The organism is Rhodobacterales bacterium HKCCA1288, assembly GCA_015693905.1.
Taxonomy (GTDB): domain Bacteria; phylum Pseudomonadota; class Alphaproteobacteria; order Rhodobacterales; family Rhodobacteraceae; genus M30B80.
The window spans coordinates 634,016-654,292 of sequence record CP065161.1 but is presented as its reverse complement, the minus strand read 5'-3'; the positions used below and the strand labels follow the sequence as shown (position 1 = coordinate 654,292).

Annotated in this window: 19 protein-coding genes and 1 tRNA gene; 15 read left to right on the top strand and 5 right to left on the bottom strand. The window is 56.8% G+C overall.

Annotated elements, in window-relative coordinates:
- The first annotated feature begins 86 nt into the window (after positions 1–86).
- The 6 genes from I3V23_03240 to eda all read left to right on the top strand — a co-directional run bounded on the left by I3V23_03240 (position 87) and on the right by eda (position 7,632).
- Positions 87–1,088 (top strand): sugar ABC transporter permease, encoded by a 1,002-nt coding sequence (locus I3V23_03240; protein QPI86013.1) that lies wholly within the window; start codon positions 87–89, stop codon positions 1,086–1,088.
- The gene (locus I3V23_03235) at positions 1,088–2,266 is read left to right on the top strand and encodes a carbohydrate ABC transporter permease (GenBank protein ID QPI86012.1); all 1,179 of its coding nucleotides are present in this window, start codon (positions 1,088–1,090) and stop codon (positions 2,264–2,266) included. The genes I3V23_03240 and I3V23_03235 overlap by 1 nt, the downstream gene beginning before the upstream one ends.
- Before the next feature lie 9 nt (positions 2,267–2,275).
- Positions 2,276–3,928, top strand: coding sequence for a DUF3459 domain-containing protein (locus I3V23_03230; GenBank protein QPI86011.1), 1,653 nt, complete (start codon positions 2,276–2,278; stop codon positions 3,926–3,928).
- A gap of 34 nt (positions 3,929–3,962) precedes the next feature.
- Complete coding sequence (gene ugpC, locus I3V23_03225) at positions 3,963–5,096, top strand: sn-glycerol-3-phosphate ABC transporter ATP-binding protein UgpC (protein QPI86010.1); 1,134 nt, start codon at positions 3,963–3,965, stop codon at positions 5,094–5,096.
- Between the two features lie 71 nt (positions 5,097–5,167).
- Positions 5,168–6,973, top strand: coding sequence for a phosphogluconate dehydratase (locus tag I3V23_03220; GenBank protein ID QPI86009.1), 1,806 nt, complete (start codon positions 5,168–5,170; stop codon positions 6,971–6,973).
- Between the two features lie 17 nt (positions 6,974–6,990).
- Entirely contained in the window at positions 6,991–7,632 is a 642-nt protein-coding gene (gene eda / locus I3V23_03215; GenBank protein QPI86008.1) for a bifunctional 4-hydroxy-2-oxoglutarate aldolase/2-dehydro-3-deoxy-phosphogluconate aldolase, read from the top strand.
- Here eda and I3V23_03210 read toward each other — a convergent pair.
- Complete coding sequence (locus I3V23_03210; GenBank protein ID QPI86007.1) at positions 7,629–7,997, bottom strand: MmcQ/YjbR family DNA-binding protein; 369 nt, start codon at positions 7,995–7,997, stop codon at positions 7,629–7,631. The genes eda and I3V23_03210 overlap by 4 nt on opposite strands.
- A 194-nt stretch (positions 7,998–8,191) precedes the next feature.
- On the opposite strand from I3V23_03210, the gene I3V23_03205 reads away from it, so the two are divergent.
- The 3 genes from I3V23_03205 to I3V23_03195 all read left to right on the top strand — a co-directional run bounded on the left by I3V23_03205 (position 8,192) and on the right by I3V23_03195 (position 12,043).
- The gene (locus I3V23_03205) at positions 8,192–9,559 is read left to right on the top strand and encodes a cysteine--tRNA ligase (GenBank protein ID QPI86006.1); all 1,368 of its coding nucleotides are present in this window, start codon (positions 8,192–8,194) and stop codon (positions 9,557–9,559) included.
- Positions 9,560–9,647: 88 nt separating this feature from the next.
- Positions 9,648–11,270, top strand: a complete 1,623-nt coding sequence (locus I3V23_03200) for a citramalate synthase (GenBank protein QPI86005.1) — start codon at positions 9,648–9,650, stop codon at positions 11,268–11,270.
- Positions 11,267–12,043, top strand: coding sequence for a squalene/phytoene synthase family protein (locus I3V23_03195; GenBank protein QPI86004.1), 777 nt, complete (start codon positions 11,267–11,269; stop codon positions 12,041–12,043). The genes I3V23_03200 and I3V23_03195 overlap by 4 nt, the downstream gene beginning before the upstream one ends.
- Positions 12,044–12,045: 2 nt before the next feature.
- Here I3V23_03195 and I3V23_03190 read toward each other — a convergent pair whose 3' ends face one another.
- A complete protein-coding gene (locus I3V23_03190; protein ID QPI86003.1) occupies positions 12,046–13,263 on the bottom strand; it encodes an MFS transporter in 1,218 nt (405 codons plus the stop codon).
- 100 nt (positions 13,264–13,363) lie between these two features.
- On the opposite strand from I3V23_03190, the gene I3V23_03185 reads away from it, so the two are divergent.
- The 5 genes from I3V23_03185 to I3V23_03165 all read left to right on the top strand — a co-directional run bounded on the left by I3V23_03185 (position 13,364) and on the right by I3V23_03165 (position 16,401).
- Positions 13,364–13,990, top strand: a complete 627-nt coding sequence (locus I3V23_03185; protein QPI86002.1) for a DNA-3-methyladenine glycosylase 2 family protein — start codon at positions 13,364–13,366, stop codon at positions 13,988–13,990.
- Entirely contained in the window at positions 13,987–14,658 is a 672-nt protein-coding gene (locus I3V23_03180) for an alpha/beta fold hydrolase (GenBank protein ID QPI86001.1), read from the top strand. The genes I3V23_03185 and I3V23_03180 overlap by 4 nt, the downstream gene beginning before the upstream one ends.
- Before the next feature lie 187 nt (positions 14,659–14,845).
- The gene (locus tag I3V23_03175; GenBank protein ID QPI86000.1) at positions 14,846–15,430 is read left to right on the top strand and encodes an HNH endonuclease; all 585 of its coding nucleotides are present in this window, start codon (positions 14,846–14,848) and stop codon (positions 15,428–15,430) included.
- Between the two features lie 9 nt (positions 15,431–15,439).
- On the top strand, positions 15,440–16,279 hold the full coding sequence (locus tag I3V23_03170) for a YdcF family protein (GenBank protein QPI85999.1): 840 nt from the start codon (positions 15,440–15,442) through the stop codon (positions 16,277–16,279).
- Positions 16,280–16,316: 37 nt separating this feature from the next.
- Positions 16,317–16,401, top strand: a tRNA-Leu gene (locus tag I3V23_03165).
- 15 nt (positions 16,402–16,416) lie between these two features.
- On the opposite strand, the gene I3V23_03160 is transcribed toward I3V23_03165, so the two are convergent.
- Positions 16,417–17,103: a haloacid dehalogenase type II gene (locus I3V23_03160; GenBank protein ID QPI85998.1), complete on the bottom strand. Its 687-nt coding sequence runs from the start codon at positions 17,101–17,103 to the stop codon at positions 16,417–16,419.
- A 617-nt stretch (positions 17,104–17,720) separates the two neighbouring features.
- Between I3V23_03160 and I3V23_03155 the strand changes: the two genes are divergently transcribed.
- Positions 17,721–18,377 carry a Hint domain-containing protein gene (locus tag I3V23_03155; GenBank protein ID QPI85997.1) on the top strand — a complete coding sequence of 219 codons (657 nt, stop codon included), beginning with the start codon at positions 17,721–17,723 and terminating at the stop codon, positions 18,375–18,377.
- Here the strand turns inward: I3V23_03155 and I3V23_03150 are convergent.
- A complete protein-coding gene (locus I3V23_03150; protein QPI85996.1) occupies positions 18,374–19,048 on the bottom strand; it encodes a nucleotidyltransferase family protein in 675 nt (224 codons plus the stop codon). The genes I3V23_03155 and I3V23_03150 overlap by 4 nt on opposite strands.
- The gene (locus tag I3V23_03145) at positions 18,975–20,276 is read right to left on the bottom strand and encodes an HlyC/CorC family transporter (GenBank protein ID QPI85995.1); all 1,302 of its coding nucleotides are present in this window, start codon (positions 20,274–20,276) and stop codon (positions 18,975–18,977) included. Before I3V23_03145 ends, I3V23_03150 begins: the two co-directional genes overlap by 74 nt.
- Between the last annotated feature and the right edge of the window lies 1 nt (position 20,277).

The following is a 20,277-nucleotide window of genomic DNA, read 5'->3' as shown; positions in this document are numbered from 1 at the left end:
GCTAGGTTTTGGATCAGCCTGCGTATCGCGGGCTGATCCTATTTGTGTTTGCGCGGATTTTTCGTGCGCATCGGGGGAGGGCACCCATGTCACCAATCATGCAAGCGGCATTGACCATCCTGATCGGGGTGGGGGGCTGCGTGGGTTATTTTTACCTCTCGAACCAAATTCTTGATCGCGTGCTGTTTCCTGCGCGCGGGGCAAATGCAGGGCGCAATATCAATCGCGCCAATGCGATACGCCCATGGCTTTTTCTATTTCCCGCTCTTTTCGCGCTAGCGCTCTATTTGACCTATCCCGTCTTTGAGACCTTGCGTCTGTCCTTGACTGACCGCAGCCTTGGTGGCGCCTTTGTTGGGCTTGAGAATTACGCACGCATGACGGATGACCCCAAGTTTTGGGAGGCGTTGCGCAACAATTTCCTGTGGCTTTTGATCGTGCCTGCGGCCTCGACTGCCTTTGGCTTGTTGGCGGCGCAGCTGACAGATCGGATCAGTTGGGGGAATATCGCGAAATCCCTGATCTTTATGCCGATGGCGATTTCATTTGTTGGCGCGGCGGTGATTTTTAAATTGGTCTATGATGCCCGCCCCGAGGATGTGGCACAGATCGGGATTCTTAACGCCGTTTATTTGCAGCTTGGCGGCGATAGCCCAATCACTTGGCTGACTGTGCCCTTTTGGAACAATATTTTCCTGATCATCGTTTTGATTTGGATTCAGACAGGCTTTGCCATGGTGATCCTGTCTGCGGCTTTGCGCGGTATTCCTGAGGAAACCATTGAGGCCGCCATCGTGGACGGGGCAAACCCATTTCAAATTTTCTTCAAAATCAAAGTGCCGCAAATCGCGGGCACGATTGTCGTGGTTTGGACGACCATTACGATTGTGGTTCTCAAGGTGTTCGACATCGTTTTTGCGATGACCAATGGACAATGGGAAACCCAAGTTTTGGCGAATTACATGTATGACAAACTGTTCCGCGCCAATGATTGGGGGGTGGGTTCGGCCGCTGCCATGGTGATCATGATCTTGGTGCTGCCGATCCTTGTGTGGAACGTCTATAACGCCAGACGGGAGATGCGCTGATGGATCATGTTGCGGGGCGCAAATCGGGCCTGTCATGGGCGGTGCATTTTTCGGCCTTGGCCCTTGTGATCGTATGGGTGCTGCCGACACTGGGGCTATTGGTGTCTTCCTTCCGCACAACGGATCAAATCCGCAGTTCGGGATGGTGGGCTGCGCTGTTTCCTGCGGTGCAAAACGAAACCTATCGCACCGCAGATCCTGACGAGGCGCGGGTGGATTTGGGCGATGGTTTCTATCTCGTTTCTGGCAATATTTTTGTCGAGGGCGGGGCCGCCGCAAACTTGGATGAGATCGTCCGAGAGATCACCGTATGGGGTGCATCCTCGCGCGCGATTGACGCCTATCAACCCGATGAGGTCGCTGATCTGGGCGAGGGGGAAACCCTGACCGTCACGGCGCGCGGCGATTATGAATGGCGCGGCACTGCGGATCAGATTGAGGGACGCGGTGCGCGGATTTTCGTGACTGTTTCTGCCCCCCCTGATTTCACCCTTGGCAATTATCAAAATGTTCTGTTCGACCCTTCGAACCGCGAGGGGATGTCAAAGGCGTTTTTCAACACGCTGACGGTGACAATTCCTGCAACGATTATTCCCATTTTGATCGCGGCTTTTGCGGCCTATGCCTTGGCGTGGATGGAGTTTCCAGGGCGGGCGCTGCTGATTGCGGCTGTTGTGGGGTTGTTGGTTGTGCCGCTGCAATTGGCGCTGATTCCACTGCTGAAGCTGCATAATGATATCGGTATTGGCAAAGGCTATTTGGGTGTTTGGTTGGCGCATACGGGTTTTGGTTTGCCCTTGGCTATTTACCTTTTGCGCAATTACATGGTGGGCCTGCCGCGCGAGGTGATTGAAAACGCGCGCGTGGATGGCGCGACCGAGTTTCAGATTTTCACGCGCATTATCCTGCCGCTCAGTTTTCCCGCCTTGACGTCCTTTGCGATTTTCCAATTTCTTTGGACATGGAATGACCTTTTGGTCGCGATGGTGTTCTTGATCGACAGTTCGGGTGAAACCACGGTGATGACGCGGCAATTGGTCGAAATGATGGGCACACGCGGCGGCGATTGGGAAATATTGGCAACCTCTGCCTTTGTATCCATCGCGGTGCCTTTGGTGGTTTTCTTTTCCTTACAACGTTACTTGGTGCGCGGCCTTTTGGCTGGCTCTGTAAAATGAGAGATATAAATGACAATCATGCCTGAAATTAACCCCAACGATATCCTTGGCATTGATAAGGATTGGTGGCGTGGTGCGGTGATCTATCAGATCTACCCGCGCAGCTATCAAGACAGCAATGATGATGGGATTGGCGATCTGGCGGGGATCATTCACCGCCTTGATCATATCGCAAGCCTTGGGGTGGACGCGATTTGGATCTCGCCATTCTTTAAATCCCCCATGCTTGATTTCGGCTATGATGTCTCGGATTACCGCGATGTCGATCCGATGTTCGGGACATTGGGTGATTTCGATGCGTTGATTGAAAAGGCGCATAATCTGGGCCTGAAGGTTCTGATTGATTTGGTGCTGTCGCACAGCTCGGATCAGCATCCTTGGTTTATCGAAAGCCGCGAAACCCGCGACAATCCAAAAGCGGATTGGTATGTGTGGGCCGATGCCAAGCCAGATGGCAGCCCACCCAATAACTGGTTGTCTATTTTCGGCGGCAGCGCGTGGGAATGGTCGCCCGAGCGGATGCAATATTACCTGCACAATTTCCTTGTCGAGCAGCCAGATTTGAACCTGCATAATCCAGATGTGCAGGATGCGCTTTTGGATGTGTGCCGCTTCTGGTTGGATCGGGGGGTTGATGGGTTCCGCCTTGATACGATCAATTTCTATTTCCATGACAAGCTGCTGCGCGATAACCCCGCGCTTGCGCCCGAGCGGCGGAATTTCACCATCGCGCCTGAGGTGAACCCTTATAATTGGCAAGATCACCTTTATGACAAAAACCAACCCGAGAATTTGGATTTCTTGCGCCGTATGCGCGCGGTGATGGACGAATATCCTGCTGCCACCGCTGTAGGCGAGGTGGGTGATGCGCAATATGGCCTTGAGATACAGTCACAATACACCTCAGGCGGTGATAAGGTGCATATGTGCTATAGCTTTGACTTCCTCTCAGGGGAGACGCCAAGCGCGGAAACCGTGGGCGCGGTCATTGAAAAGCAAGAGGCCAGCATTGGCGATGGTTGGGCCTGTTGGGCCTTTTCCAACCATGATGTGGTGCGCCATCCAACCCGTTGGAATTTGGATGAGGCAGGGCAGCGCGTCTTTGCGGCGCTTTTGTTGTCGCTGCGCGGTTCGGTTTGCCTGTATCAGGGCGAGGAATTGGGGCTGACCGAGGCCTATGTCGCCTTTGAAGAATTGCAGGATCCCTATGGCATCCGCTTTTGGCCAAAATTCAAGGGCCGTGATGGCTGTCGCACGCCGATCCCATGGGTCAGCGACAATCACAATGGCGGGTTTAGCCAAAGCAAGCCATGGCTGCCTGTCGCGGTGGAGCATTTGCAGCGCTCGGTCGAGGCGCAGACCCGCCTTGAAGACAGCACTTTGGCCTTCTATCGCAACATGATCGCTTTGCGGAAATCTTTGCCTGAATTGGTCAAAGGGGAGTTTGAATTTGTCACCCATACGCAAGATGTGGTCGCGTTCTGGCGCAGATATCAGGGGCGCGCGGTCCTTTGTGCGTTCAACCTAAGTGGCGAGACGCGCGAGCTGCCACTGCCTGAGGGCGCGTATGACGATATTACCGCACCATTCCATGCAACGGTTGCGGGGGGCATGTTAACCTTGCCCGCCTATCAAGCATGGTTTGGCGCGCAGAACCGCTAAGGCGCGGCAAGGCTGTTCAAAAGGGGGGCTGAAGATGACCGATTTGAAACTGAGTGCCGTGGAAAAGGCTTATGGGAAGGTCAAGGTGCTGTCTGACATTGATCTTGAGATCAAGACGGGCGAATTGGTTGTTTTCGTTGGCCCCTCTGGCTGCGGGAAATCCACGCTGTTGCGGATGATCGCGGGGCTAGAGCGGATCACGGGCGGCACGTTGGAAATTGACGGGATGCGCGTCAATGATATGCCGCCCTCGCAACGTGGGATTGCGATGGTGTTCCAATCCTACGCGCTTTATCCGCATATGAGCGTCTATGATAATATGGCCTTTTCCCTGCGGATTGCAGGGCAGGGGAAAGAGGCCATTGACAAGGCGGTGCGCGCCGCTGCCGAGAAATTGCAGCTTGGCAGCTTGCTTGATCGCCTGCCCAAGGAATTGTCAGGCGGTCAGCGGCAGCGCGTGGCAATTGGCCGTGCCATTGTGCGCGACCCCAAAGTGTTCCTCTTTGACGAGCCTCTGTCGAACCTAGATGCGGCTTTGCGTGTGGCGACCCGCCTTGAGATCGCGCAGCTTAAAGAGGCGATGCCAGAAACCACCATGATCTATGTGACCCATGATCAGGTTGAAGCCATGACTTTGGCAAGCCGTATCGTGGTCTTAGCAGGTGGCGGTATTGCGCAGGTCGGTGCGCCGCTTGATCTCTACGAGCGGCCCAATTCCACATTCGTGGCGCGGTTTATCGGCAGCCCCGCGATGAACCTGCTCTCGGGTGAGGTGGTTGGCACAGGCAAAACCACCAAGATCCGCACGGATCAAGGCGGCGGGATCATCACAGCCGCCATCCCGACCCAAAAGGGCGATGAAGGGATGAAGGTTGAGATCGGCATCCGTCCCGAAGATTTTGTCGCCGCAGAAGGGGATGATTTCGCTTTTGAGGGGCGTGTCGGCATCACCGAGGCGCTTGGCGAAGTGACGCTTCTCTATTTCGACAGCAAAAGCAGCACGGGCGATGATCCTGTGATTGCAAAACTTTCGGGGATTCACCCCTCAAAGCGCGGGGAAGTTCTGCGACTGGGTGCAGCACCTGAGAAAATTCACCTTTTCCACAAGGGAATTTCGCTGCTTTATCGCGGTGAAAAGGTGTTTTTGCCGAATGTAGCCCCGCATTGAGTGCGATTTCCCTCTGGCATAGTTAGCGCTAACATATTATAGCAAGCCTCAGAAGATGGAGGTTTTTGTCTATGTCCTTGGATACCCGTATCGAAGCTGTCACCGCGCGGATCATTGCGCGCTCGCAAGGGCCGCGTAAGACCTATCTGGATCGGATGCGTGCAGCGGCCGCCGATGGCCCGCGCCGTGCGCATTTGACCTGTGGCAATCAGGCCCATGCTTATGCGGCGATGGAGGGGGACAAGGATCCTTTGGTGGCGGCACGCGCGCCAAATCTTGGGATTGTGACCGCCTATAACGATATGCTTTCCGCGCATAAGCCCTTTGAGGCTTTCCCCGAACGGATTAAGGCCGCAGCGCGGGCCAACGGGGCCACGGCGCAGGTTGCGGGCGGTGTGCCTGCCATGTGCGATGGGGTCACCCAAGGGCAGGTGGGGATGGAGCTAAGCTTGTTCTCCCGCGATGTAATCGCCTTGGCCGCGGGTGTCGCGTTAAGCCATAATACCTTTGACGCGGCAATTTATTTGGGCGTTTGCGATAAAATCGTTCCGGGTTTGGTAATTTCAGCGGCGACATTTGGCTATTTGCCATCCATCTTTTTGCCTGCAGGGCCGATGACCAGTGGTCTACCCAATGATGAAAAGGCGAAGGTGCGCCAGAAATTCGCCGCAGGCGAGGTCGGCCGCGAGGAATTGATGAAGGCCGAGATGGCCTCTTATCATGGGCCAGGCACCTGCACCTTTTATGGCACGGCCAATTCCAACCAAATGCTGATGGAATTTATGGGTCTGCATTTGCCAGGCGCCAGTTTCGTGAACCCGCATACGCCCTTGCGCGATGCGCTGACCGATGCTGGGGTTGCGCAGGTGGCCAAGATCACCGCGCTTGGGGATCAGTATCGCCCTGTTTGCGATATTCTGGATGAAAAGGCCTTTGTGAACGGTCTTGTTGGGTTGATGGCCACAGGCGGGTCGACCAATTTGGTCATCCATTTGGTCGCCATGGCCCGCGCGGCGGGTGTTATCCTAGAGCCGCAGGATTTCGCGGATATCTCTGCTGCAACGCCGCTGATGGCGCGGGTCTATCCCAATGGGTTGGCCGATGTGAACCATTTCCACGCTGCGGGCGGTTTGGGCTTTATGATTGGCGAATTGCTCGATGCGGGCTTATTGCACCCCGACACCCAGACAGTGATGGGGCAGGGTTTGGCCCATTACACGCAAGAGCCAAAACTAAGCGATGGCGGGGTGGTGTATCAGGCAGGGCCCAAGACCACGCTGAACGAAAAAATTCTGCGCCCTGCGAAGGATGCCTTCCAAAGCACAGGCGGGCTTGTGGCGCTTAAGGGCAATTTGGGCGAAGGTGTGATGAAGGTGTCCGCTGTCGCCCCTGAGCGTCAGGTGATCGAGGCCCCCGCCGCAATTTTCCATGATCAAGCCTCGGTCAAAGCGGCGTTTCAGGCAGGCGATTTGAACCGCGACGTTGTGGTCGTGGTGCGGTTCCAAGGGCCAAAGGCCAACGGGATGCCAGAATTACATAACCTGACACCGATTTTGGCGGTGTTGCAGGATCGCGGCCACAAGGTGGCCTTGGTGACGGATGGCCGTATGTCGGGCGCATCGGGCAAAGTGCCTGCCGCAATCCATGTCAGCCCCGAGGCGTTGGATGGTGGTTTCCTTGCGCGGTTACAGGAGGGCGATATGATCCGCGTGGATGCTGTCAAAGGCGTGCTTGAGGCTCTGGTGCCTGATTTGGCAGATCGCGCCGCCGTCACACCTGATCTTGGCGCCAATGGCCACGGGATTGGCCGTGAATTGTTTGAAATCTTCCGCGCCCATGCTGGCCCCGCCTCAAGCGGTGCTGGTGTTGTCGTGTAACAAAGGGAAGGGGTCCCATGACACCGCAAGATCAATCAAAATTCGCGCGGGGCCTTGCGGCCCACGCCCCCATAATTCCCGTTTTGGTGATCGAGGATCTCGCCCATGCGGTGCCTTTGGCCCGTGCCTTGGTTGCGGGTGGTCTGCCTGTGCTAGAGGTCACATTACGCAGCGCCTGTGCCTTGGATGCCATCGCCGCCATGTCTGAGGTTGAGGGTGGGATTGTAGGTGCAGGCACGATCTTGACCCCTGCCGATATGAAGGCCGCAAAGGCCGCAGGGGCGCGTTTTGCGGTTAGCCCCGGCGCGACAGATCGTGTCTTGGCCGCGGCAGAAGATGAGGCGCTGCCGCTTCTTCCAGGCGCTGTCACCGCGTCTGAGGTGATGGCGCTTTATGAGCGAGGCTATGATATGCTGAAATTCTTCCCCGCCGAGGCGGTTGGCGGGGCGCCTGCGTTGAAATCCATCGGCGGGCCAATCCCGCAAGTGGCCTTTTGCCCCACGGGTGGGATCAGCCTTGCCAATGCGCAAAGCTATCTGAGCCTGTCCAATGTGCTGTGCGCAGGCGGATCATGGGTCGCGCCAAAGGCGGCCATGGCCGCAGGGGATTGGGAGGCAATCACCAGCCTTGCGCGCGAAGCGGCGGCATTGCCCCGTTAACCCTTGAATTGCGCCGCATCAAAGGGCGGCAGGCTGGCCTGTTGGTTTGGGTTTAATTCTGCCCGCACTTGGGCATAGCTTTGCGTGATATAGCGGCGCAGCTCATGCGGGCTTGTGTTGCGCCACTCAACCATCACCCAGCCCCCGCTTTTGAGATAGGGGGCAGAGACGGCCTTGCCTTGTTGGATCATTTTTTGCGCCTCTTGGGCCGATCTGGCGCGAATAGACACGCCCGTGCTGCCTTTGGTGTAAGCAGCAAACATCTTCTCGGCCACTGTCCAGACATACATGTCTGGGCCAAATGGTTCAGCCAGGCGCGCACCAGGCAGGGATTTGCAATGGCGCTCGACAAACTCTTCAAACATGGCCCTAAAAATGTGCAATTTCTTATCGAATGCAAGGAATTTATGCGGCACTTGCTCGAGGGTTGGGTCGCGCTGACGGGAACGGGCGCGCGAAGGGTTATTTTCAATTCCAAAACAACCTGATAGGGCAATGGCGCTAATTCTGCTGTGGCCGCAGTGCCGCGTCAGGCTCAGGGAGAGGGGCAATCTAAGCGATGGGTGAGATCAAGCTTCGCAATTCTATGACGCGCAAAATCGAGGTTTTCGCCCCGATTGATCCAACGAATCTGCGCCTCTATGTTTGCGGGCCAACTGTCTATGACCGCGCCCATCTCGGCAATGCCCGCCCTGCGATTGTGTTTGATGTGCTGTATCGGCTGCTGTGCCATGTCTACGGCAAAGATCATGTCACCTATGTGCGCAATTTCACCGATGTGGATGACAAGATCAACGCGAAGGCCCGTGAAACAGGGCGCGCGATTGGCGAGATCACTGAGGAAACCATCGGTTGGTATCACGCCGATATGGATGCTATCGGCGTAAGCCGCCCCACCCATGAGCCGCGCGCGACCGAATATATCCCGCAGATGATCGCGATGATCGAAGATCTGATCGCCAAGGGTCACGCCTATGCGGCTGAAGGGCATGTGCTCTTTTCTGTTGCCTCCTATCCTGATTATGGCCGCCTTTCAGGGCGCACAGTCGAGGATATGATCGCAGGCGCGCGGGTCGAGGTGGCCCCCTATAAACGCGATGCGATGGATTTCGTGCTGTGGAAACCATCTGATGCGGACACGCCCGGATGGGACAGCCCATGGGGGTATGGCCGTCCGGGGTGGCATATTGAATGTTCGGCCATGAGCCACGAATTGCTGGGGCCGCATTTCGACATCCATGGCGGCGGCAATGATCTGATGTTCCCGCATCATGAGAACGAGATCGCGCAAAGCTGCTGCGCCCATCAAGGCGCGGGCTTTGCCAATATTTGGATGCATAATGAAATGCTGCAGGTCGAGGGTAAGAAAATGTCCAAATCCTTGGGCAATTTCTTCACCGTGCGCGATTTGCTGGATCAGGGTGTGCCGGGCGAAGTGATCCGCTTCGTGATGCTGTCCACGCATTATTCGAAGCCCATGGATTGGACCGCGAAGAAGGCGGCGGAGGCGGAGAAGACGCTGCGCAAATGGTATGCTCAGGCCGCTGATGCGCCGCAGGCCCCTGTGCCTGACGCGATGCTTGCGGCGCTGTTTGATGATTTGAACACACCCCTTGCGATTACGGCCTTGCATCAGATTTCGCAGTCTGGGGATGCTGCATCCTTGCGTGCGGGCCTCTCGATTTTGGGTCTAGCCTCTGTCGGAGTGCCTGATTGGGCAGCCTCCCCCGATGTTGATCTTTCGGCATTGGAGGCGCAGTTGTTTGCCGTGCGGCAGACTGCAATGGAGACCAAAGATTTCGCACCTGTTGACGCGCTGAAATCTGCCCTGAGCGATGCGGGGGTCGAGGTGCGGATGAGTAAGGAGGGGGTCGAGTTGATCCCGACCGCGAAATTTGACCCGTTGAAATTGGAGGGCCTCTTGTGAGTGGCCTTTGGAACAGAACTACGCCCGCCCCTTGGGGGGCGGTGCGGGCGCTGCCTGCGCTTTGCGCAGGCAAAACATGGGGGGCAACATGACCCGCGATCGCCTCTATCTCTATGACACCACCCTGCGGGACGGGCAGCAGACCCAAGGGGTGCAATTCTCCACCCAAGACAAGCTGCGCATCGCCGCGATGCTCGATGATCTGGGCGTGGATTATATCGAAGGGGGCTGGCCCGGCGCCAACCCTACGGACAGTGCCTTTTTCGAAGCGGTGCCTGAGACCCGTGCGACCATGGCGGCCTTCGGTATGACCAAACGCGCAGGCCGCTCTGCCGCGAATGATGATGTTCTGGCGGGCGTGATGAATGCGGGCACGGCTGCGGTTTGTCTGGTGGGCAAAACCCATGATTTCCATGTGACCGAGGCGCTTGGGATCAGCCTTGAAGAGAACCTTGAAAATATCCGCGCCTCCATCGCCCATCTCGTGGAAGCAGGGCGCGAGGCGCTGTTTGACGCAGAACATTTCTTTGATGGCTATAAGGCCAACCCAGATTATGCATTGGCCGCCATTCACGCGGCGCACGATGCGGGGGCGCGGTGGATCGTTCTGTGCGATACGAATGGCGGCACTTTGCCTGATGAGATTGGCCATATCACGCGGGCGGTAATCGCCTCTGGCGTGGCGGGGGATCGTTTGGGCATTCACACCCACAATGACACCGAAACCGCCGTTGCGGGCAGTTTGGCCGCGATAGATGCGGGCGCGCGCCATATTCAAGGCACGCTCAATGGTTTGGGCGAGCGCTGCGGCAATGCCAATCTGACCACACTGATTGCGACCCTGCTTTTGAAAGACCCCTATTGCAGCCAATATGAAATTGGCGTCAGCGAAGCGGGGTTGAAAAACCTGACCCGTGCCTCGCGCTTGTTGGATGAAATTCTCAACCGCGTGCCACAGCGCCAAGCCCCCTATGTGGGCAGCTCCGCCTTTGCGCATAAGGCGGGTTTGCATGCTTCGGCAATCCTGAAAAACCCCACCACTTATGAACACATCCAGCCCGAGTTGGTCGGAAATGCGCGGGTGATCCCGATGTCAAACCAAGCGGGACAATCCAATCTGCGCCGCCGCCTGAGCGAGGCGGGGATTATGGTGGATGATGGTGACCCCGCGCTTGGCCAAATCCTAGAGGAGATCAAAGCGCGCGAGGCGGCAGGGTATTCCTATGACACCGCCCAAGCAAGTTTCGAATTGCTTGCGCGGCGCGCCCTTGGCCAGATGCCCCGCTTTTTTGAGGTCAAACGCTATCGCGTGACTGTTGAGCGGCGCAAAAACAAATATGACAAGATGGTCAGCCTTTCCGAGGCGGTCGTGGTTGTGAAAATTGGCGATCAGAAAATGTTGTCTGTCTCTGAAAGCATGGATGAGACAGGATCAGATCGCGGCCCCGTAAATGCGCTCTCCAAAGCCTTGGCCAAGGATTTGGGGCCGTATCAAAGCTATATCGACACGATCCGTCTGGTTGATTTCAAAGTGCGGATCACCCAAGGGGGCACCGAGGCGGTTACGCGTGTCATCATTGACAGCGAAGATGATACAGGGCGGCGTTGGTCGACTGTGGGTGTTTCTGCGAATATCGTGGATGCGAGTTTCGAGGCGCTTTTGGATGCGGTACATTGGAAACTGATCCAAGACGGGGCGCCTGCATCATGAGCCAAGATTTGGCGCGGCTTGCAAGCGTGATCGAGCGTGGCGATCCCGAGCGGTTCTTGGCCGTGATGGCCGCACCGCCCGATCTGCGCGCCCGTCTTTTTGCAATTTATGCGGTAAATTTGGAAATTGCGCGCGCGCCCTATGCCTCGCCTGAGCCATTGGTGGCACAGATGCGCTTGCAATTTTGGGCGGATCTGGCCGATGCATTGCAGGCGGGGCGGGCCTTGCCTGCGCATGAATGGGCGGCCCCTTTGGCGGCCAGTTTGCCCGCGCGCGATGCAGGGCTTTTGTCCGATCTTGTGGCGGCACGGATGCGCGACACCACCAAGGATGGCTTCGCGGATGAGGCCGCGTTCAGCGCCTATATCGAGGCCACGGGGGCAGGGCTTTTGTGGATGGCTGCGCGCAGTTTGGGGGCGCAGGACATGTTCGAGCCTGCCATTCGTGCGATTGGTTGGGCCATGGGGTTGGCCAATTATCTGCGCGCGATCCCCGCGCTTGAGGAAAAGGGGCATGCCCCTTTACATGATGGTCGCCCGTCCACTGTGGCCCATTTGGCGCGAATGGGGCTTGGTAAATTGCGCGCCGCGCGCATAGAGCGGGGAATGATCCCCGCCCATGTGACGCCCGCGCTATACGCGGCATGGCTGGCAGAGCCTATTTTGAAAAAGGCGGCTGCCCATCCTGCCCTTGTCGCGCAAGGCGGGCTAGAGCCATCAGAGGCAGGTAAGCGTCTGCGCCTTGCCTATGTTTCCCTGACAGGGCGCTGGTAGGATCAGGCGGCGGCCTCATCAGCGGGGCGCAGCACAAGCCAGATTAGGGCAGCGCCTGCGAGGGCCAAAAACGGGATCATTGCGATATTTACCGCATTCCACCCTGCAAGGGTGGTTTCCCCCAAAGACATCAAAACCCCTGATGACAGCGATGCAAGGGTGACGCAGCCAAAGACCAGAAAATCATTCAAGCCCTGCACGCGCCCCCGCTCATGCGCAGGATGGGCTTGGGTCAGCATGGCGGTTGCGCCGATAAACCCAAAATTCCAACCAATGCCCAAGAGAACAAGCGCGATGAAGAAATTCGTCAATTCAACGCCCATCAAGGCTACCACGCCCGCAAGCGCGAGTAAGAATAGGCCAAGCGCCAAAACCCGCACCGCGCCAAATCGCGCGATGACATGGCCCGTGAAAAACGAGGGGGCATACATCGCGATCACATGGGCCGAGACGATATCTGCGGCGGTTCCGGTTGGAAATCCACATCCGACCACGGCCAAGGGGGTCGATGTCATCATCAAATTCATCAAAGCGTAGGAAACCATGCCGCAGATAATCGCAACGGCGATTTTCGGGTCGCGCAGCAATTCGCGGCGACTGCGGGCCTGCGGCGCATCCGCGCTTGGGGCTTTGGGGGGTGGCACATCGAGGAAGAAGAACAAAGTGACACCGATGAGATTGATCAAAACCACAGAAAGGTAAGTGCCCAGAAAGGGCACAACAGTGGCATCGGAGGTGAATTTGACCAATTGCGGCCCTATCAATGCCGACAGAAGGCCGCCCGCCATAACGTAGGAAATGGCGCGCGGGCGAAAATCGTCCGAGGCGCTATCGGCAGCGGCAAAGCGGTAAAACCCATGCGCCGACATATAAATGCCCGTCAGATAGGAGCCGATTAGGAAGACCGCGAAATTGTCGAGATAGAGGCCCAAACTGGCAATGCCCGCCCCTAAGGCCCCGCCAAGCGCGCCAACAAAGAACCCAACCCGCCGTCCATATTTCTGCATGAGCGCCGACAACCACGGTGCAGTGGTCATCGAGCCAAAGACGATCAAAGAAATCGGGATTGTGGCCAATGCGGGGCTTGGTGCGATCATCAGGCCCGCAAGCCCGCCCACCACAAAGATCATCGGCATTTGCGCGCCAAGGAAGGCCTGCGCAAGGATCAAAACGAAAACATTGCGTTTGGCGGCGCGATCATCAATTTGAGCGGTGGTCATGGGATATATTCATTCTTTGGCACATATGGCCACAGGGCTAGGCCTTTCTGCGCATCAGGTCTAGGGTGGAATGCAAGATTTTGCTGCGACAGGTTGAACAATGGATCAGGCTTATCATCTCAAAGGCGAAAATTTGCTGTCTGATGGGTTGGCCGCCCTGTGCCAGATTGAACCTGCTTTTGCCCGTGTTGATCCTGCCCGCGTTACCTTGCGATCAAGAGAGGCGGGGTTTGTGGCCCTCGCCAAGGCCATTATCTCGCAGCAGGTTTCAGTGGCCAGTGCGAATGCGATCACCGCGCGCCTTGCAGAGGCGGGAATGTTACAGCCAGATGCGGTTTTGGCTGCATCCGAGGCCGATTTGCGCGCGCTTGGCCTCAGCCGTCAAAAGGCAGGGTATATGCGCGCTTTGGCCGAGGCGCGGATTGATTATGCGCGGCTGCACAGCCAAAGCACCGATGAGGTGGTGGCCGCTTTGACCGCTGTCAAAGGGATTGGCCGTTGGACGGCAGAAATTTACGCGATGTTTGCCCTTGGCCATTCCGATGCCTTCGCCGCGGGTGATTTGGCCCTGCAAGAGGCGGCGCGCGTTTTGTTTGATCTGCCGCAGCGGCCAGATGAGCGGCGCTTGCGCGCCATGGCGGCGCCTTGGACGCCGCATCGGGCCATTGCCGCGCGGGCGCTCTGGGGCTACTACCACATGGTCAAAGAACGTGAGGGGGTCGCATGACGCGCGCATTGGATTACAAAAGCAGCGAGCCGCAGTCAGGCTATATCGCCCGCGCGGTGATTTTCGTGCATGGCTATGGCGCGGATGGGGCTGATCTTTTGGGATTGGCCGATCCGATGGCCCCACATCTGCCTGACACAATTTTCATCGCCCCTAATGCGCCCGAGGCCTGTTCGGTTAATCCGATGGGGTATCAATGGTTCCCGATCCCGTGGATTGATGGCTCATCCGAGGAGGATGCCCGCGCAGGGCTTGCGCGGGCCTTTGATGATTTCAACGCGTTTTTGGAACAGGTGATGGAAGAGAACAATCTGACGGCGCGCGATGTAGCCTTGGTTGGGTTTTCGCAAGGCACGATGTTGAGCTTACATGTTGCGCCGCGCCTGGAAGATAGCCTGCGCGCAGTGGTTGGGTTTTCGGGCCGTTTGTTGGAGCCAGAACGCCTGAAAGAGGAGGCGGAGTGTCGCCCGCCCGTATTGCTGATCCATGGCGATCAAGATGATGTTGTCCCCCCACAAGCCTTGCCCGAAGCCGCAGAGGCGCTGCAAGAAGCAGGCTGGCGCGAGGTTTATGCCCATATCATGCGGGGCACAGGGCATGGGATTGCGCCTGATGGGTTGCAGGTTTGTCTGGCCTTTTTGCGCGATAAATTCGGGCTGGAAGATTAGACAGGCGGGGTGAGTGCCCCCAATGTCACAAAAGTGACGTTCAGTTTCGTTACCCTTGGGATTGTGACCACATAGATGAAGGGGCTTGCCAGATTGCAATGCCCATATATAGTGGGGTCAATGCTGGAGCGGGGCTCCCGCTCTGGTGCTTGAGGCGCAGGCAAACAGAGCGGAGACGGAGTCACTCATGGATGGCGATTTCAGGACGGAATTTACGCGCGAACCCGCATCGCTAAAGCAACATCCTGCTTTGGTGCTGAACGCGGATTACCGCCCCCTTTCTTATTATCCTTTATCCCTTTGGCCGTGGCAGGAAGCGGTCAAGGCGGTGTGGTTGGATCGGGTGGATATCGTGGCTGAGTATGACACCTTCGTTCATTCGCCAACGACCAAGATCAAAATCCCCTCTGTGGTTGTTCTCAAAGATTATGTGAAACCTCAAAAGCGCGTGGCCTTCACGCGCTTTAATCTTTTTTTACGGGATCAATTTTCTTGCCAATATTGCGGCTCGCGCGGGGATTTGACCTTTGATCACGTTGTGCCGCGCGCGCGGGGTGGCGTTACATCTTGGGAAAATGTTGTGGCGGCCTGTGGTCGGTGTAACCTGCGCAAAGGGGCAAAAAGCCTGCGTCAGGCGGGTATGAGCCTGCGCCAAGCCCCGCGTCAACCGGGGGCTGAGGAGCTGCGCAATCTGGGCCGAAAATTTCCACCCAATTATCTGCATGAAAGTTGGTTGGATTTCCTGTATTGGGATGCAGAACTCGAAGCGTGAAAGGCTGAGATGGGGGAAGACCTTTTTTACCACGCGTCTAAACTGATGCGGTTCGCGCTCTATGTTGAGTTATGGCCACATATCTTGGGGGCGCTTGGGGTGCTGGCGCTGCTTGTGCGGTGGCGGCGTGCTGCGCTTTGGTTCTGGCTCTTATCGCTTGGCTTTGTGGGGTTTGTGATGGCCGCGCCGGTGGATCGTTGGATTGCAGGGCCGCTTGAGGCGCGTTTTATGGCCAATCCTGATCTGACAGGGGCGCGCGGTGTTGTGCTGATGACGGGCGCCGAGAATACGGATCGCACCGCCCGCACGGGCCTCGTCAATACGGGCGAGGCGGCGGATCGTATTTTGGCGACCATTGCCTTGGCCCATGCCCTGCCGAATGTGCCCGTGATTGTGGCAGGTGGGCAGGGGCGGCTTGATCTTCAAGGCCATTCTTTGAGTGAGGCTGAAGTCAGCGCAAGGGCCATTCGTGAGGCGGGGATTGCAGCTGAGCGCCTCACCCTCGAATCGCAAAGTCGCAATTCAGCCGAGTCAGCGGTGAATGCCGCCGCGATTGCCCGTGAGATCACCCCCGATTTGGCCAATCAGAATTGGATCATCGTGACATCGGCGATGCATATGCCGCGCGCGATCTCAAGCTTTTGTGCGGCGGGGTGGCGCAGTTTGATCCCTTATCCCGTGGATCATAGTCCGATGGCGGATCAGTGGTTTTCTGGGGAATATCGCGATAAGGTGGCGGTTATGCGGCGCGCATTGCATGAGCGGGTCGGGTCTTTGGTCTATCGCTTTACAGGGCGCGCGGTAAGCGAAGATCAAACTTTCGCGCTTGGCTGCGTGTTGACCCGTTGACGCGCCCCCGTGCGCGGTATAGGACGCTTTGCACAGAGCCCGAGTGGCGGAATTGGTAGACGCAGTGGATTCAAAATCCACCGCCTAACGGCTTGCCGGTTCGAGTCCGGCCTCGGGTACCAAGCTCTGTTTTTCCCTTATCCCCAACGCGCAATGATTTGATCTGTTAGATCGGTCATATCGCGCGCGATGATGTCGGGTTGCGGTATTTCCGCAATCGGCAAGGGCGCATTGCCTGTGCGATGCAAAAACGCGCCGCGATAGCCGCAGGCCTGTGCGCCGATCGTATCCCAGATATGGCAGGCAATCATACACAACTGAGCAGGGGCTAGGTTCAGCGATGTGGCAAGATGTTCGTAAACCGCGGGGGCGGGTTTGAAGGCTGCAACCTCGGCCACGCTGAAATTTCCGTCAAAAAAGCGGTCTAGCCCCGCGCGAAACAGGGCCGATTCTGCGCCAAGGGGCGAGTTGGTCAGTGTGACCAATCGAAACCCCGCCGCACGCAAGCGCGTTAATCCTGCCTCAACATCCCCATGGGGCGGCATATGGGTGAGGGCATGGCCAAGCGCCGCTGTATCATCCTTGTGAACAGCGATGCCTTTTACTGTGGCCAGCATTGTAAAGACCGCCATGCCCAGGTCACCAAACGGGCGGTAGTGACCCGCGAATGTTAGGGTTTGGGAATAAAGGATCAATTCAGAAAACCAGACCCGCATCATGGCCTCATCGCCAAAGGCGCGGGCAAACACAGGTTCAAGCGTGGTCAGGTCAAGCAATGTTTCATTGACGTCAAAGACGAGGGTCGGGCGGTCGGTGGTTTGCATGGGGCCTCACAAAGCGGGAATGGGCGCAATCAGCCTAGCGTGTGATCTGCGCCATGGCAAAACCAAGTCAGCCTTCGATGTTTTACGTGTGAGGGGGCCCGTCAAACTTGTCCCATGTGAGAAACATTCTGTTTCTCTTCAGCCACGTTGGGGGAATGCGGGGCTGAATCCCGTGGCAACATTTGGGATTTGGGGGCTGCTCTCAATGTCGCCTAGGGGAAGCCACATTGAGAGCAGCGGGGTATTAGGGGTGCCTTTATGTTTAGGGTTTTACTGCTATTGACACCAGTTGTCGAAAGTATGGGTTTGGTTATCCTTTGCTGCATCTTCACGCTTTTGCGCCCGTTGCAGGCGGGCGTCTTTGTTTTGCAGCCAGACCGTCCTAGGTGGGGCGAAGAGGTGAAAAAAATGTGTTAATATTTTGCATGAAGAATATATACAGGTATCGGCCATACGGAATCGGGGGCATGGATTTCAAATGGTCATGAAAGCGCCGCAAGAGCGCCCTAGAATCGCAGCAATTGAGGCAGAGAACAGGCATGTGGCCGTCAAAATTTGGCGCCTCGGCTGAGTCTAAGCCGTGCCATCGAGTTAGTAATGAATTTTGGAGTAAAAAAATGACAGCACAGCCCCAATCCTATTTTCATGCACAAGACGCGCATACTGCCGTAACGCCCTGCTTTACGCCGGGCACGATGATTGCCACGTTGCGTGGCGAACGCGCGGTGGAGACATTGCAGCAGGGGGATAAAATCGTCACCCGTGACAATGGTGTGCAAGAAATTGCTTGGATTGGTGGCCGTGTTTTGGGGCGTGCAGATATGCAGCGCGCCGCAAGCTTACGCCCCGTCCTTTTGCGTGCGGGCTGTTTGGGACATGGACTACCCGTGCGTGATATGTTGGTTTCGCCCAGTCACCGCATTTTGTTGATGCCTGAACATCCCGCCGCATTGGCGGGCGAAAGCCTGATTGCCGCGCGCGATCTGATTGACCACCGCGAGGTGATGGCGGTCGATACGGTGCGGGTGAATTACATCCATATCATGTTCGAGCATCATCAAATCGTGATGTCTGACAGCATTTGGACAGAAAGCTTTCACGCAGAAACCAAAACATTGCGGGGCATGGATGCGGCGCAGCGGCGTGAGATCTTGTCTCTCTTCCCAGAGTTAGAGACAGAAGAAGGCCAAAGCGCTCAGGCAACCGCCGCCCGCCCGATTGTTGATTATGCGTCCGATATTCGGACGGATCGGATGATGCGCAATATTATCTAAGCCCGCGATTTGCGCCACGCCGCCCAATTTTCGGGCGTATCGAGGTCTGTTGTCGCGCGGGTTTCGGGCAGGGGGATATGCACAATGCGCGCCCCATGTTGCTCTAGCACCGCGCGGGCGCCCTGATCCCCTGTCACTTTCACAAGTTCGGGCAGAAGATCGCGGGGAAAGACAATTGGATGTCCTGCGCGGCCTTTATTGTCAGCCGCGCGCAAAATGGCATCTGGATGCATTTGTGCGAAGGTGAGCATCAGATACAGGTCATGTGCGGTCAGATCGGGCAGATCTGCCAACAGGATCATCACCGCGCAGTCAAGCCCCGCAATCCCTGCTTTCAAACTGTCACTCATGTCGCGCCCTGCGGGCAGGTGGATGATCTCGATATCCGTGAAATCCCTCAGTTCTGCGGCGCGGTCTGTTTGACCCTCAGCCAGAACCACACGCACCGCAGATGCACCCGCCTTGCGTGCCCGCGCCACCATGAGGCGCAGCAAGGCTTGGCCATCGACATCTTCCAACAACTTGTCGCGGCCCCGCATGCGGCTTGACCTGCCTGCCGCGAGAACCACGATTGCGGGCGCTTTATGCGGGATCGGATCAGCCAAGTTTGCGAATTTTGATCTGGGTGAGACGGTTGTTCTCACGGGCCACCACCTCAAAGCGGAAGCCATGAAAGGAAAATGCCTGACCGATGACAGGAATTGTTTGCGCCTCGTGGATCACCAACCCTGCCACAGTGTTGGCCTCTTCATCGGGAAGGCTCCAATCTGTGGCGCGGTTGAAATCACGAATGGTCATTGCCCCATCAATCAAGAAATGCCCATCGGGGCCAGGTTTCAACTGCGGCGCTTCATCCACATCAAATTCATCGGTGATTTCGCCCACAATCTCCTCAAGGATATCTTCAAGCGTGATCAAGCCGCGCAAAGCGCCGTATTCGTCCACCACCAACGCGAAATGCGTTTTGCGGCGCAGGAATTGGCGCATCTGTTCGTCCAATGTGGTGGTGTCAGGCACGAAATAGGGTTTCATGGCCACATCGGTGATACGGAAATTTTCGATCCCCTTCGCGTTTTCACCGCGCGTCAGACCATCCATGGCGCGCAGCAAATCCTTTGCATGGATCACGCCAATTATATTTTCTGTCTCGCCGCGATAGACGGGCAGGCGGGTATGGGGGGATTGCAATGCTTGGCTCAAGATTTCCTCAGGCGTGGCATCAGCATTGATCATTTCGATCTTCGAGCGATGCAACATGATTTCCTCAACCATCCGCTCGTGCAAATCCAGCGCGCCAAGCAAGCGGTCGCGATGTTCTTTTTCCACCGCCCCTTCGGAATGGCCCAGCGTGATCGCCCCTGCGATTTCCTCGCGCGCGGACAGGATTTTACTGTCAGGGTCGGTTTGCACGCCAAAGAGGCGTAAGACCCCGCGCACCAAAATTCGCACCGCGCCCACAATCGGCGAAAACAAGAAAATCACCACCGCAATCACGGGCGAGACGCGGGCGGCGGTCTTTTCGGCATTGGTGATGGCATAGGTTTTGGGCAGCACTTCGGCAAAGATCAAAACCAATAGGGTCATGACAAGCGTGGCAAGCGCCACGCCCGATTCCCCAAACAGGCGCGTGAATAGGGCGGTCGCCAAAGAAGCAGCCAAGATATTGACCACATTATTGCCCAATAGAACCGATCCGATCAGCCGCTCGCTGTCTTCGGTCATGCGCAAGGCGCGCTCAGCCCCCTTTGAGCCCCGATCCGCCTGTGCGCGCAATTTCCCGCGCGAGGCAGCGGTCAATGCCGTTTCAGAACCTGAGAAAAACGCGGACAGCACCAAAAGCCCCATAATCGAGGCGGCGCTTATCCAAAGGGCAGAATCAAACGAAATCGTTTCAGTCATG